The following is a 12,846-nucleotide window of genomic DNA, read 5'->3' on the forward strand; positions in this document are numbered from 1 at the left end:
AACAGCCACCTACGAAAAAGGTGGCTGTTTTCTATTGCAAATCTTTTCCTTGTTTTTTTGAAGTCGGTTTTAGTACTTCTTCAAATGATTGATGAGGTCGTTGTTCATTTAAAGTTTCATCTTCAAATTTGTTATCAAGCCATACTTGAACTCCGTTTACACTGACAATAATGTTGCTAGGGTCGGAAAAGAGTTCTTTTTCACGATTTAGGCTCAAAGTTTTCACTCCAATGGGTAACTACTTGTTATTTTTGTTTTTGTTTCGTTCGTTTGTATTTTTCCCATTTACATTTTTATTGATTAAGTCTGTGAATTCACGAGAAAACTCTTCTCTTGCTTTTCCAGGAGTTGTTTTCATCGCTTTTGATGTTTGTGGTGATGAATTTTTGTTTTTGCTTGATGAATTATTGTTGTTACTTGATGAATTGTGATTGTTTCCCATATGTTCGCCTTCTCTCCAAAGTATTTGTTCTTAAAAAGTATGGCTTTAAAAAGGTACTTTCATGTAACGAATACTGAGGAATATATTTCATTTTATTTTCTTAATAATGCAACTCGATAAGGGAATATTGTTGCTGTCAAAATGCTTTCTTTAACTACTGGATTGTTTTCCAATTACGCAACCGTTTTTCTTCTGAATGGACTTCCAAAATAATAATGCCAAATCCAAATGAATCCATATGTAATGTTCTTCCTGCAAGATCCTGTTCCATCCCTTGTAACACATCAAAATGTTGTTGTACGACGTTATTTTCTTTATCTGTCATCTAATAGCACAGGTATTAATTTAAGTTGGTATAAAAACTGTAGTTTCTCCACTTTAACCTACCATGTATCGTTATCAGTAATAATTTGGATTTCCTCCATTGCCAATATTAATTACCTTGATAAGGACAAATTCATATTAATAAAATTGATTTATTACCTATGCATTTATCATTTGAGAGACATATAGATAACCATACTGAACAAAATAATTTTCCTTGTTCAAAATAAGCTGGCATTCTAATCGATTGAGAAATAATGATATAAGAAGAAAGGTGAAAACAGTATGAAAGATGAGTATTTGTCTTCTTTAATTGGAAGGGCTGTTCAAGTTTACAAGGGTGGACCTGATTCAAATATAGGGGTTTTATTGAATGTCAATTCAGATTATTTAACGTTACAAAAAGAAGACGGTGAGATTATTTATTACAAAACAGAGCATATTAAAAGTATTCGTGAAAATTCTCAAATACGATTTAATTCTGTTTTAAAAGTATATGACGCTAACAATTTATTTAAAGCAAATACGTTTAATGAACTAGCAGTCAACTTTAAGGATCAAACAGTCCGAATTAATGGCAAAGGTCCAGAATCTAAACATGGCATCCTGTTAGATGTAAGAGCGGACTTCTTAGTGCTTTCAACAGAAGCCGATGGACTAATATTCTACAAAGAGCATTACGTTACTAGCTTAAGCCATGCACTTCCGGTAGCTACTATTGAAGCTGAGGAAGTGGTAAATGTAAAAGATGGAAGTTCTGCAATTTCAGAAGAAGAAACTGTAGAAGAGTTGAATGATTTTACTGAAATGTATAGTCAGATTGCTGCAAATACAACGAATGACATACTTTCAAACCTTAAATATTCTTTGGTGAAAATCAACAGAAAAGGTCCGGAAAGTATCGAAGGTATGTTGGTAGAGGCAAATGAAGACCACTTAGTATTAGTAGTTAATAATGAGGTTTTTAGAATATCGGCATTCCACGTAGAAAATTTCAGCGTAAATCCAACTAAAACAGAAGATCAAGAAAGTGAACAAACAACTGAACAAAGTACAACTGAAGAAACCACAAATGAACCTACTGCAGAAGAACAAACTACATCTGTCGTTGAAAGACTAAGTGCTGGTCAATTAGCAACGTCAAATCGCACGAATGTGAACAGAAGAAGAAGGAATAAATCAAAGAAACAAGCAAAAGAACAAGCAACTACAATACAATCTGAACCTGCCAATACAATTAAAGAGGAAATACAAATAATTGAACAAGCAACACCTTCCCTCACAGAAGAAGAAAAGGTGCGAAAGCAAAAACCTAAGAGAAGAATTTTACAAGAAAAGAACGTAAGGGTACGAGGAAGCGAGAAACCACCCATTAGGTTTACTAACAAACGTGGAAAATAATTTGTGGAATTGATAACAGGAAATGAGCGAAGACTACATTTGAATATTGTACATCTCAAATCTCTGCATGGGTGAATACTGTAAATATAGAAAAAGAAGAAGAAGGAACCGTTGAGGGTACCCTTCTTCTTCTTTTTGCAGATAAATGTGAAGCGCTTTTATTTATAACGTCGGTAATTTGGCTTGTTTTTGTTTTCTTCTGGTTGAATATTACTATTAATTATTTCCGTTAATTCACGAGAAAATTCATCTCGTCCATTGCCAGTGCTGGGCTTTTCAGTTTTAGACGTTTGTGTATTAGACTTTTTGTTGTTATTTGAAGACTTTTGATTGTCTTTTTCCATGATTAGATCCCCTTTCAAGATGTCCTACTTTCTTCAGTATGGATTTGAATGGCGATCTTCAAACATGTTTTAGTTAAATTTATAGTCTCGAAAATTAATTTATTTATTTTGAAATGATTTATCGATAAAGTCTTACTGAAATAGTATTATGTTATCGATAGATGAAGTGAGGGGAGATATTTGAGTATTTGTGCTACATGACTTCCATCAGAAGAAATTAATCACAGCTTTTACGTTATGAGTACTCGCCAATTGATATACTAATAAGTAGCAGCTCAATTATTAAATGAAGAGCGTGAAAAAGGATGGGAATGACTTGAATCAATTAGCTCCTACAGGTGAATTTATATATACATACGCTTATACCCCGGACGAAGAATCTTTATGTCATCTAGAAATGCGTTCATTTTTTGGAGTGTATACCCCTACAAAAATACTCAAAAGCTCAATAAATATCAATCCAAGCAGGAGTCCGTTTATGAAAGAGCGAATTGAAGTTTTATTTGACGGCGATGAGCTATCAGATATTTTAAAACAAGTGGAAGTAGTTAAAATGAATAACACAACTTTCAAAGTGATTTTTGTCAAAATTAATGATTTGGCATCCGCGGAAAAAGTGGACTACCAACAAAAACGTACGATTGAACGAGATATTGGCCTGATTATTGAAGGGGAGGCCGATGTTCATCAACCGGACGTCACGTTTGGCTTAGTGCCGTTTGATGGGCGTTGGTATTTCGGGAAATATGTGAAAAGTGAAGCAGTATGGTTACGTCATTTGAAAAAACCTCGTGAATATTCAACTGCTCTTAGTACACGTGTCGCTCGAGCAGTAGCAAATATTGCAGTCCCAAATCCTGAAGGAGTCAAAGCAATTGACCCTTGTTGTGGGATTGGTACGGTATTAGTTGAAGCACTTTCAATGGGAATTGACATAGTAGGCCGTGATATCAATCCATTAGTCGTGTTGGGTTCTCGTGAAAATATTGCGCATTTTGGATTAATTGGAGATGTAGACCTTGGACCAATCGCTGAAGTGACTGAGAACTATGATGCGACAATTATTGATATGCCATACAATCTCTACACGCATGCCACCCCAGACGATCAACTTTCAATTCTAAAGAGCGCAAGACCTTTTTCAATGAAGTTAGTTGTGGTCACGATTGATAATATCGATCACATGATTAAAGAAGCTGGATTTACCATAATAGACAGATGTGTAGCAAAAAAAGGGATATTCTCAAGAGAAATCCTGGTATGTAAGTAATAATAGAAGGATGGGATTTTAGCGCTGATCCAGTATGTTAAATGAGAAAAAGGTGATGACAGTGGGGAATAATGGGATTAAAATGACATGTAAACTTGAAAAACAATTCATTTCAACTACCTATCAATTTAATGCCATTACACAAAAAGACATCACTAAAATAGCCGCAGCTATGTTTGAAGCTTATGAAGGCACAGTCGATCAACAAGAAGAAACTGTAGAAGAAGCCATTCTTGAGGTAGAAAAAATAATAAATGATGGTTATGGCCCGTTTATTGCAGAAGCTTCTTACTGGATTGAAATGAACGACGAAGCAGCTGCGGTAATTTGCATCAATCTATGGGACGAAAAACCATTAATAACGGAAATTTATACAAGGAAAAAGTTTCTGCATCAAGGAATGGCGAGTGCGTTAATTAGAAAGTGCATGGATACTCTATATCTCATGGGGTATGATGAAATTATTCTCAATGTAACTGCAGAAAATTCGAATGCCTTACATTTATATGAAAAATTAGGTTTTAAACAGGTGTAATGTTAGCGCCAATCGAACTAACAGGAAATGGGAGATTCATATGTTTAATTGGAATGAATTGAATATCATCGCCATTATCGTTGGTGGCTTGTTGTATATGGTGTATGGGGGCATTTACTACTCGATAAGACTTGGGGGAGATAAACATCCTGAGAAGAAGCACAATGAAGTGGAAGGACCAATAAAGTATGTTTTTTCTGTGATCGTGGCATTTATTAGTTCATTTATTATAGCGGTATTTGTACAAGGTACAGGGTCAGAAGGAATTGGAGCAGGTATGCTCGTAGGCTTTATGGTAGGTCTTGTTATTACTCTTGTGTACTTAAAGAATAGATTGTTTGGCTTGATGACGAATCAATCATTCATGATTGCAGTCGGTGATCATCTAGTTATCTTTACGTTACTTGGTGCCTTGCACGGATTGATGTTGTAAGTAAGGACCTGAGCATCTTCTCGCTAGTGAGAGGATGCTTTTTCCGATGATTTGTATGTGGGCAGTCGTCTATTTGAGTTTTTCGACCAATTGAATGTGGTTTCTGACCATTTGTACTTGATTTCAGCCCATTTGACGGGTGTTTCCGCTCAACTATGCTTGGTATTCGCCCATTCAAATGTACTTTCCGCCCATCCGCGTATTTTTTAGCTATTTTTTAAATTCTACTATCTGAAATTGTTCTGTTAAGAAAGAAGGAATCTCTTTGATATTTATGTATATTTTACTGGTAGTGGCATTTATCGATATGTTTTCACAGCTACCCGTAATTGCGCCTTTTGCTACTAGTTTGGGTGCTACTCCGATAATAGTTGGCTCTGTCATCGCTGTCTATTCATTTTCCAATATGTTAGGAAATGTGTTGTCAGGAATTTGGGTAGATAAGTTTGGATCAAAGCGTATATTGGCTAGTAGTTTGATTCTAGCTGGTGTTCTTGTTTTCTTATATACATATGTTAGTAGTCCAGCTCAACTTTTAACTGTACGGTTTTTCCATGGATTTGCTGCTGGGTTTATCGTACCTGCCGCTTTTGCTGCGATAGGACGAAACGATGATTCAGAATCTAATGGTAAAAAGATGTCTCATTCTGGAGCCGCCATCGGAATAGCTGCGATTATTGGTCCTGCCATGGGAGCCATCATTAGCAGTAGATTTGGTATTGAATGGCTATTCTATATCATTTCTGTTGCCTTGATAGGAATTGGATTTATTTCTCTCGTTTTGATTAAATCCAAGCCACGGGTAATGAAGAAATCAAACACACAAGAAGAGGCGGGATTTACATTTATCAAAAATCCTGATATTCAATTCGCTTATGTGGCTATATTTCTATTGCTTCTTATGCAAGGGCTACTTACTTATGCTATGCCTTTGAAAGTGGAAGAACTAAATTTAGCGCAAGAAATGACAGGTATATTCTTAAGTGTTTTTGGTGTTGTGGCTATTCTCTTCTTCATCCTGCCATCTAATCGGATTTTTGATCGGGTCAATAATCGGAAGTTGATGTTTAGTGGATTATTCACCATTGCTTTATCTGTTTTGGGCTTGGGCCTTGCAACTTCTTCAAGTGCTTTATTTATAGCTATGGCTTTTTATGGGATTGGCTTTGCATTATTGTTTCCTTCTACGAGCGCAACCATAATGAAAGTTACAAACGCTCAAAATCGAGGGAAAGCTTTTGGGATTTATTACGCATGTTTTTCATTAGGTGTAATTTCGGGGTCGTTTATAGCGGGACTCCTTGGTACTTCCGCGATGTTAATTTTCACAGTAGGGGCAACCATCGTGTTTATTAGTAGCATCCTGTTGATATTGAATTGGAAACACATACTAAGAAATATCTGAGAAGCTTTTCACGATGGTTGAGTCAGGCCAACTCTTTAAACATCATGTTATGATGAAAGAAGAAACTAAGTACATTGAAACAGAAGGAGTGATTTAGTTGAATTGTCCAGTATGTGATAATGTTCGAATGAGAGAAGTCGAAAAAGAAAATGTGATGATTGATGTTTGTCCAGATTGTAAAGGTGTTTGGCTTGATCGTGGAGAGCTGGAAAAGATTACACAAGGTTTAAAAGAAGATCAAAAATCATATAGCCAGTCATACGGAAATGAAAATCGCCAATATAGCGATGATCGTGACAAAAGAAATGATTATGATAAAGGATACGATTCTAAGTATTCAAAAGACGGATATCCTCCAAAACACAAACGCAAAAAATCGATGACGGATATACTCGGTGATTTATTAGGATAAAACGAAAAAGACTTGTCTCGTGACAAGTCTTTTTCTTATGTCGATAACATAGATTTTTAAGTGGAATTCCAAAGGTTTTAGTTATTAAAATTCATAATAACTACGCAGTAAATAAGAAATCCATTTGCAATGAGGATGATTTCGAATGTTTTCTACTAATCCTTTCACAATAGCTAGACTTAAAGTGGGTTCAAGTAGGTGTTGTTGTAACAGAACTAAAGATTCTTTTTCGATAGACTCTTCGATTTCCTCAATCTTCAGCTCCATGATGTCGAGAATTTGTTCTTTCGTCACGGCTTCATCCATTGGTTGCGTGCCCAAATGAATCAGATCCTGAGAAATGAATGGGATAGTTGTATGTTTTGCAAGTAAGTTTGTTTTTTCCACTAGCGATCTGGATAGCAAATTTAAATCCACCGGTAACTTCTGAAATAAAAATAACTGTGAATAGATACTGATAAAGCCTTTAATGCAATAGACAAGATCATATTTTATCAATTTGACATCCTCGCCATATACGCGTTCAATCATCGACAAAATCGACTTCTCGAACAACTTGTCATAGGTTTGCATCTTAACGATGAGCTCCTTATTCAATGAATGGCTTTGCTCTTTCATCAACACTTTGGTGAAATTAGAGTGTTTTTGGAAGGAATTGAACGTTGAGAAATAAAATTCATAGAACAGTTTTTCGTCAACTTTTGTGTTTTTGACTATGTAGTCAGCATCGGCGGTAAATTGCATCATGAAGTGGTCGATCAACGCTATTATCAATTCATCCTTAGACTTAAAAGATAAGTAAAAAGCCCCTTTTGAAATGCCGCAATATTCTGTTATCTGTTGAATGGAAGTCGCTTCAAAACCTTGTTTTGCAAATAGTTCCAATGATTTCTCCATAATTAGTTGTTTTTTATTCATTTTATTTTTATCGCTCCTAGTTCCTATTGTTGACAATTGACCAGTTGGTCATTATTATAAATAAAGTAGATAGAAAAGTCAATTAGGGGTAGGTGTAAGCGTGAAAGGTTTAGTTAATTTTGTACTTCAAAATAAACTGGCAGTATGGTTACTGACCATTATCATCACCGTAACAGGTATTTATTCGGGTACACGAATGAACATGGAAACAATACCAGATATTTCGATTCCTTACTTAATGGTAATGGACGTATATCCTGGCGCAACTCCAGAGAAGGTAATGGAAGAAGTTTCTATGCCTTTGGAAAAAGTCGTGGAAAATCTTGAAGGCGTGAAATCCGTCTTTTCAAATTCGTATTCAAATATGGCAAATCTTCAAGTGGAATATGAGTATGGTGTAGATATGGACGAAGCGAATCGTGCTTTGAAATCTGCACTAGAAGCAGTAACTTTACCTGAAGGGGCACAAGAGCCGACAGTTACGGCAATCAGCATGAACATGATGCCAGTTGCTGCGTTGAGTATTGCCAGTACGAATGAAGATATTGTTGAATTAACGTCAACAGTAGAAGAAATTATACTTCCAAAAATCGAAAAGATTGACGGAGTAGCTTCTGCAACAATTACGGGTCAGCATATTAATGAAGTACAACTTTCTTACGATGAAGCTAAAATGAATGAACTTGGCTTAACGGAAGACTCTGTTAAACAAGTGATTCAGGCTAGTAACCTTGCAGTTTCTTTGGGTCTTTATGAGTTTGAAGCAGGTGAAGAAGCCGTAGCGGTAGACGGCAAGTTCATGACAGCCGATGAATTGAAGGAAATGCTAATTCCATTGACTCCTTCGGAAAAAAATACCTCACCATTTGTGAAACTGAGCGAGATCGCTAAGATTGAAGAAGTTGGGAAAGTTCAATCGATTTCACGTACAAATGGTAAAGAAGCCATTGCAATTCAAATTGTTAAAGGGCAACAAGCTAATACAGTTGATGTCGTGAACGCTGTGAAAGAGTTAATTGAAGAAGAAGAGGCAAGTATCGATGGTCTCGTTATTGATGTATCACTTGACCAAGGTGCGCCGATTGAAAAATCGGTTACAACAATGATTGAAAAGGCGTTGTTCGGTGGATTGATAGCTGTATTGATCATCCTTTTATTCTTGCGTGATTTTAAATCAACCATCATTTCGATCGTCTCAATTCCAGTTTCGATCTTCATGGCATTAATGGTGTTGAACTGGATGGATATTACGCTCAATATCATGACGCTTGGAGCAATAACGGTCGCCATAGGTCGTGTTATTGATGACTCGATTGTCGTCGTTGAAAATATATATCGTCGATTACATCTAAAAGATGAGAAATTGACAGGTCGTGCACTTGTTCGTGAAGCGACAATTGAAATGTTCAAACCAATCCTTTCTTCAACATTGGTAACGGTGGCGGTTTTCGCACCACTTATCTTCGTAGGCGGAATGGTCGGCGAGCTGTTCTTGCCATTCGCATTAACCATGACGTTTGCGCTTGTCGCTTCATTGATTGTAGCGATTACGATCGTTCCCGCATTATCCCACTTCTTGTTCAAGAAGAAGTTATATAGTGAAAAGACTGCTAGTAGTCATAAAGAGACTGGGAAATTATCAAACTGGTATAAAGGAATCCTTGGATGGACGCTTAACCACAAAATTATTACATCAATCATTTCTATTGCTCTATTAGCAGGAAGCTTAGCGTTGACGCCGTTGATTGGTTTTAGTTTCCTGGGCAGTGAAGAAGAAAAAGTGATGTACTTGACTTACACTCCTGAAGCCGGCGAGCTAATGGATGATACTTTAGAAAACATTACAGCTATTGAAGAAAAAATGCTGAATCGTGAAGATATTGATATCGTTCAATTATCCCTAAGCGAAGGCGGCGATCAAATGTCCGCGATGATGGGTGGCGGTGGAGGAGGTGCATTAATGTACCTGATCTTCGATCCTGAAATGGATGACTTCCCTAAAGCTCGCGAAGAAATTGAAGAATATGTCTTCAACATAGGACAAACGGGCGAATGGAAGAGCCAGAACTTTACGTCTATGTCGATGGCAACAAATGAAGTTAGCTACACATTTAACAGTGCAGATTTAGATAAACTGAATGAAGCTGTTGTTATGGTAGAAGATGTCCTGAAAGAAAATGATGGATTGGAAGAAGTTTCTTCTAGTGCAGAGGATGCATATGTTGAACATACGTTCAAAGTAGAACAAGATGAATTATTGCAGTATGGATTAACGACGGGTCAGATCGTCATGATGTTAAGCCCAACAAACACACAGGAAGTATTGACAACTGTTGAAAAAGACGGGAGTTCATTAGATGTCATCGTTAAGCAGGAAAAAGCTGCTCAACCTAAATCAATTGATGAAATCCTGGCAACTGAAGTACCGACAGCACTTGGTACAACAGTGCCACTTTCAGAAATTGTAACAGTTGAAACAGGCACAACGATGAACACCCTTGCACGGAGTAAAGGTGAATACTATGCAACCGTTTCAGGAACAATCCTTGGCGATGATATTACAAAAGCGACATCTGAAGTGGATGAAGCAATTGATAAATTAGATTTACCTAAAGGAGTTACAGTCGCTGTTGCAGGTGCTGCAGCTGATATGACTGAAACATTCACACAACTTGGTTTAGCCATGCTGGCGGCAATTGCTATCGTGTACATCATCCTTGTTGTAACATTCCGTGAAGGTGTTGCACCATTCGCGATTCTGTTCTCATTACCGTTTGCGGTAATCGGTTCATTTGTCGGTCTGTGGATTGCTGGTGAAACCATTTCTGTATCTGTCATGATGGGGCTACTGATGTTAATTGGTATCGTTGTGACGAACGCCATTGTACTTGTTGACCGTATTATTCATATGGAACGAGCAGGTATGACGATGCGTGAAGCGATTTTAGAAGCAGGAGCTACACGCCTACGTCCAATACTAATGACTGCATTAGCAACAATCGGTGCATTAATTCCATTAGCAGTTGGTTCAGGTGGTGGTGGTTTAATATCGAAAGGTCTTGGTATTACAGTAATAGGCGGTTTAGCAAGTTCAACATTATTAACGTTAATTGCTGTGCCAATCGTTTATGAAGTACTATCGAAGATATTCAAGAAAAATCGTAGTGAAGTAGAAGAGAACTAATCTAGTAGCCCTACGAGGTGATACGTCACCTTGTAGGGCTTTTTTGTGTAAGGGTCTGAAAATTTATATGTAACTCGAACGTATCTTTAGAAACAAAAAGTATAGTAAATTAGAATAATTTTCTGAATAGTGTAGTATTAAAAAGGTAGATAATTGCTTGAATTACACAAATACCTTTTGTTTAATACTCGTATATTTGAAGGGTATTCTTTTGAATTTATTTGATTGAAGTGCTATCAATATCTTTCCTTCGGGAAAAGGGTGTTCAGGTGTGGCCCCACAGAAAGCTTCTGCCTGTTTCTGTTTCTGTTTCTGCATCGCTACGCTAGCTTCGAAACATGGTGCGCTGTAACGGAAATCGACAGAATCTTTGTTTTTAGAATGTTCGTGTTTTTATCTGGTTTGATGAACTATGAAATTAACTCAATTAGTTAGGTATACAGTACGAAAAAAGAGAAGAGGCTAAATCTATGAAAATATTAGTGGTAGGTGCCGGTGCAATCGGTGGTTATTTCGGAGGAAGACTAGCAGAAAAAGGAGAAGACGTGACATTCCTTGTTAGAGAGAATAGAAAAAAACAATTAGAAAAAACGGGATTGAAGATCAACAGTGCAAATGGAGACTTTGAAATATCTCCACGATTACTCATAGCGGGTGAATCAGAGGAGAAGTTCGATGTGGTAATGGTTTCAACGAAATCATATCAATTAACTGCCGCAATAGATGATATTCGTCTTCATTTAAAAGAAGAAGGAATCATTTTACCTCTATTAAATGGGATTTCACATATGGATTTGCTGATTGAGGCTTTCGGTGAAGATCGGGTTATTGGCGGTCTCTGCTTTATAGAGTCAACACTGAACGAAAATGGGGTAATTGTGCAAACAAGCCCTATTCATCAGCTGGTTTACGGTGAAAGAACAGGGAAAAGAACACCTCGCATAGAAGTTTTGAAAGCTATTTTTGAAGATACAAAAGCTGATTTTGTTTTAAGTAATGACATTAATCAAGATATGTGGCACAAGTATTTATTCATTACAGCAATGTCAGGGCTTACTTCATTGATGGGGTCACCGATCGGTCCTATTCGAAATTTGGAATCAGGACAACGAGTGATTTTAGATTTTTTAAACGAAATAACAGACATAATGAAGAAAATGAATGCACCAATAAAGGACGATATTGCAACTATCCAATATAAACGAATAAATGAAATGAATGAAAGTATGAAATCTTCCATGCAACGAGATATGGAGAAATCAATGCCTATTGAAGCTGAACATTTACAAGGGTATTTGCTTGAAAAAGCGAAAGAAAATAACCTTTCAGTACCAATATTAGATACCATCTATACTAAATTAGTTCTTTACGAAAAGCTTCGTCAATAAAGTTGGAGTAGTAATATTTTTAATTAAATGCTCTGTTTAATAATACGTATGAATAATTTTCCCTTTTCGAAGCACACTAATTCAGATGCACAATTCTGAAGAGGAGGAAAAATTAAATATGACTCAAAATCCACAAGGTCAAATGCACGAAAATATGCATACAGGTCCCGTACCACCACAATTGAACCATGGAGGTCATGAATTATTTGACGTTCATGAAGTATTATCTGCATCTGTAGCTGGATTAAACCAGTACATTTTATTGCGACCACATGTTAAAGACCAAGAATTACTAACAATGATGGATCGCCAGTTTCACTTCATGCAGGAAGAATATAACATTACGGTAGAATGTTTTAGTACAGGTCTAGATCCTTCAAAATCAACACAAAAATATATGATGAAACAAGATAATGATTTTGTTTTTGGACTAAAACCTTCACAGCCGAAAAAACCCATCCAGTCAGCTGCTGAATTAACAGATGAAATCATTTCAGGCTATATGCTTGGTGTTCACAAGTCAGGGGCATCTCTAAAAGCTATGTCTGCACTCGAAACGACTAATCCAGTTGTGCGACGTGTGCTTGCGGATTCAGTTCCAAACTGTATTGAAATGGCGTATGAAGTTTCTATTTATCAAAACAAACATCATTATTATCAAGTGCCACAGCTTGCACAACAAGATACAATGGCAATTGTGAATTCTTATGCACCTTCTAACATCCAACCAAATACGATGAAAAATTAACAGTAAGCAAATAAAATAACCCACTTAACACATCTATGTGTT

General features: G+C 36.6%; 14 protein-coding genes. 9 read left to right on the plus strand and 5 right to left on the minus strand.

Features of this window, described 5'->3' with window-relative positions; translation table 11 throughout:
* Positions 1 to 31: 31 nt before the first annotated feature.
* From ACFPYN_RS14225 to ACFPYN_RS14235, 3 genes are all read right to left on the minus strand, one after another.
* Positions 32 to 217, minus strand: coding sequence for a hypothetical protein (locus tag ACFPYN_RS14225; protein ID WP_377735094.1), 186 nt, complete (start codon positions 215 to 217; stop codon positions 32 to 34).
* Between the two features lie 21 nt (positions 218 to 238).
* Positions 239 to 442, minus strand: coding sequence for a hypothetical protein (locus ACFPYN_RS14230; protein WP_377735095.1), 204 nt, complete (start codon positions 440 to 442; stop codon positions 239 to 241).
* 154 nt (positions 443 to 596) lie between these two features.
* Positions 597 to 767 (minus strand): hypothetical protein, encoded by a 171-nt coding sequence (locus tag ACFPYN_RS14235; protein ID WP_377735097.1) that lies wholly within the window; start codon positions 765 to 767, stop codon positions 597 to 599.
* A gap of 284 nt (positions 768 to 1,051) precedes the next feature.
* Between ACFPYN_RS14235 and ACFPYN_RS14240 the strand changes: the two genes are divergently transcribed.
* Positions 1,052 to 2,167: a hypothetical protein gene (locus tag ACFPYN_RS14240; protein WP_377735098.1), complete on the plus strand. Its 1,116-nt coding sequence runs from the start codon at positions 1,052 to 1,054 to the stop codon at positions 2,165 to 2,167.
* A 158-nt stretch (positions 2,168 to 2,325) separates the two neighbouring features.
* On the opposite strand, the gene ACFPYN_RS14245 is transcribed toward ACFPYN_RS14240, so the two are convergent.
* Positions 2,326 to 2,511, minus strand: a complete 186-nt coding sequence (locus ACFPYN_RS14245) for a hypothetical protein (protein WP_377735100.1) — start codon at positions 2,509 to 2,511, stop codon at positions 2,326 to 2,328.
* A 316-nt stretch (positions 2,512 to 2,827) separates the two neighbouring features.
* Here ACFPYN_RS14245 and ACFPYN_RS14250 point away from each other — a divergent pair, with 316 nt between their 5' ends.
* The 5 genes from ACFPYN_RS14250 to ACFPYN_RS14270 all read left to right on the plus strand — a co-directional run bounded on the left by ACFPYN_RS14250 (position 2,828) and on the right by ACFPYN_RS14270 (position 6,566).
* A complete protein-coding gene (locus tag ACFPYN_RS14250; RefSeq protein ID WP_377735102.1) occupies positions 2,828 to 3,781 on the plus strand; it encodes a TRM11 family SAM-dependent methyltransferase in 954 nt (317 codons plus the stop codon).
* A gap of 55 nt (positions 3,782 to 3,836) precedes the next feature.
* Entirely contained in the window at positions 3,837 to 4,316 is a 480-nt protein-coding gene (locus ACFPYN_RS14255; protein ID WP_377735104.1) for a GNAT family N-acetyltransferase, read from the plus strand.
* A 40-nt stretch (positions 4,317 to 4,356) separates the two neighbouring features.
* Positions 4,357 to 4,749 (plus strand): DUF1761 domain-containing protein, encoded by a 393-nt coding sequence (locus tag ACFPYN_RS14260; RefSeq protein WP_377735105.1) that lies wholly within the window; start codon positions 4,357 to 4,359, stop codon positions 4,747 to 4,749.
* A 274-nt stretch (positions 4,750 to 5,023) separates the two neighbouring features.
* The gene (locus tag ACFPYN_RS14265; RefSeq protein ID WP_377735860.1) at positions 5,024 to 6,154 is read left to right on the plus strand and encodes an MFS transporter; all 1,131 of its coding nucleotides are present in this window, start codon (positions 5,024 to 5,026) and stop codon (positions 6,152 to 6,154) included.
* A gap of 97 nt (positions 6,155 to 6,251) precedes the next feature.
* Positions 6,252 to 6,566 carry a TFIIB-type zinc ribbon-containing protein gene (locus ACFPYN_RS14270; RefSeq protein WP_377735107.1) on the plus strand — a complete coding sequence of 105 codons (315 nt, stop codon included), beginning with the start codon at positions 6,252 to 6,254 and terminating at the stop codon, positions 6,564 to 6,566.
* A gap of 84 nt (positions 6,567 to 6,650) precedes the next feature.
* Here ACFPYN_RS14270 and ACFPYN_RS14275 read toward each other — a convergent pair whose 3' ends face one another.
* Positions 6,651 to 7,484 (minus strand): TetR/AcrR family transcriptional regulator, encoded by an 834-nt coding sequence (locus ACFPYN_RS14275; RefSeq protein WP_377735109.1) that lies wholly within the window; start codon positions 7,482 to 7,484, stop codon positions 6,651 to 6,653.
* 100 nt (positions 7,485 to 7,584) lie between these two features.
* On the opposite strand from ACFPYN_RS14275, the gene ACFPYN_RS14280 reads away from it, so the two are divergent.
* The 3 genes from ACFPYN_RS14280 (at position 7,585) to ACFPYN_RS14290 (ending at position 12,804) form a co-directional block, all read left to right on the plus strand.
* Positions 7,585 to 10,668, plus strand: coding sequence for an efflux RND transporter permease subunit (locus ACFPYN_RS14280; RefSeq protein ID WP_377735111.1), 3,084 nt, complete (start codon positions 7,585 to 7,587; stop codon positions 10,666 to 10,668).
* A gap of 470 nt (positions 10,669 to 11,138) precedes the next feature.
* Entirely contained in the window at positions 11,139 to 12,056 is a 918-nt protein-coding gene (locus ACFPYN_RS14285) for a ketopantoate reductase family protein (protein ID WP_377735113.1), read from the plus strand.
* A 118-nt stretch (positions 12,057 to 12,174) separates the two neighbouring features.
* Positions 12,175 to 12,804, plus strand: a complete 630-nt coding sequence (locus ACFPYN_RS14290) for a spore coat protein (protein WP_377735114.1) — start codon at positions 12,175 to 12,177, stop codon at positions 12,802 to 12,804.
* Positions 12,805 to 12,846 lie beyond the last annotated feature (42 nt).

The organism is Paenisporosarcina macmurdoensis, from assembly GCF_042658845.1.
GTDB lineage: Bacteria > Bacillota > Bacilli > Bacillales_A > Planococcaceae > Paenisporosarcina > Paenisporosarcina macmurdoensis.

Bases quoted from the DNA above. Each gene is read 5' to 3' on its own strand.
- ACFPYN_RS14230 (WP_377735095.1), bottom strand. From the start codon at position 442: ATGGGAAACAATCACAATTCATCAAGTAACAACAATAATTCATCAAGC.
- ACFPYN_RS14235 (WP_377735097.1), bottom strand. From the start codon at position 767: ATGACAGATAAAGAAAATAACGTCGTACAACAACATTTTGATGTGTTA.
- ACFPYN_RS14240 (WP_377735098.1), top strand. From the start codon at position 1,052: ATGAAAGATGAGTATTTGTCTTCTTTAATTGGAAGGGCTGTTCAAGTT.
- ACFPYN_RS14245 (WP_377735100.1), bottom strand. From the start codon at position 2,511: ATGGAAAAAGACAATCAAAAGTCTTCAAATAACAACAAAAAGTCTAAT.
- ACFPYN_RS14255 (WP_377735104.1), top strand. From the start codon at position 3,837: ATGACAGTGGGGAATAATGGGATTAAAATGACATGTAAACTTGAAAAA.
- ACFPYN_RS14260 (WP_377735105.1), top strand. From the start codon at position 4,357: ATGTTTAATTGGAATGAATTGAATATCATCGCCATTATCGTTGGTGGC.
- ACFPYN_RS14265 (WP_377735860.1), top strand. From the start codon at position 5,024: ATGTATATTTTACTGGTAGTGGCATTTATCGATATGTTTTCACAGCTA.
- ACFPYN_RS14275 (WP_377735109.1), bottom strand. From the start codon at position 7,484: ATGAATAAAAAACAACTAATTATGGAGAAATCATTGGAACTATTTGCA.
- ACFPYN_RS14285 (WP_377735113.1), top strand. From the start codon at position 11,139: ATGAAAATATTAGTGGTAGGTGCCGGTGCAATCGGTGGTTATTTCGGA.
- ACFPYN_RS14290 (WP_377735114.1), top strand. From the start codon at position 12,175: ATGACTCAAAATCCACAAGGTCAAATGCACGAAAATATGCATACAGGT.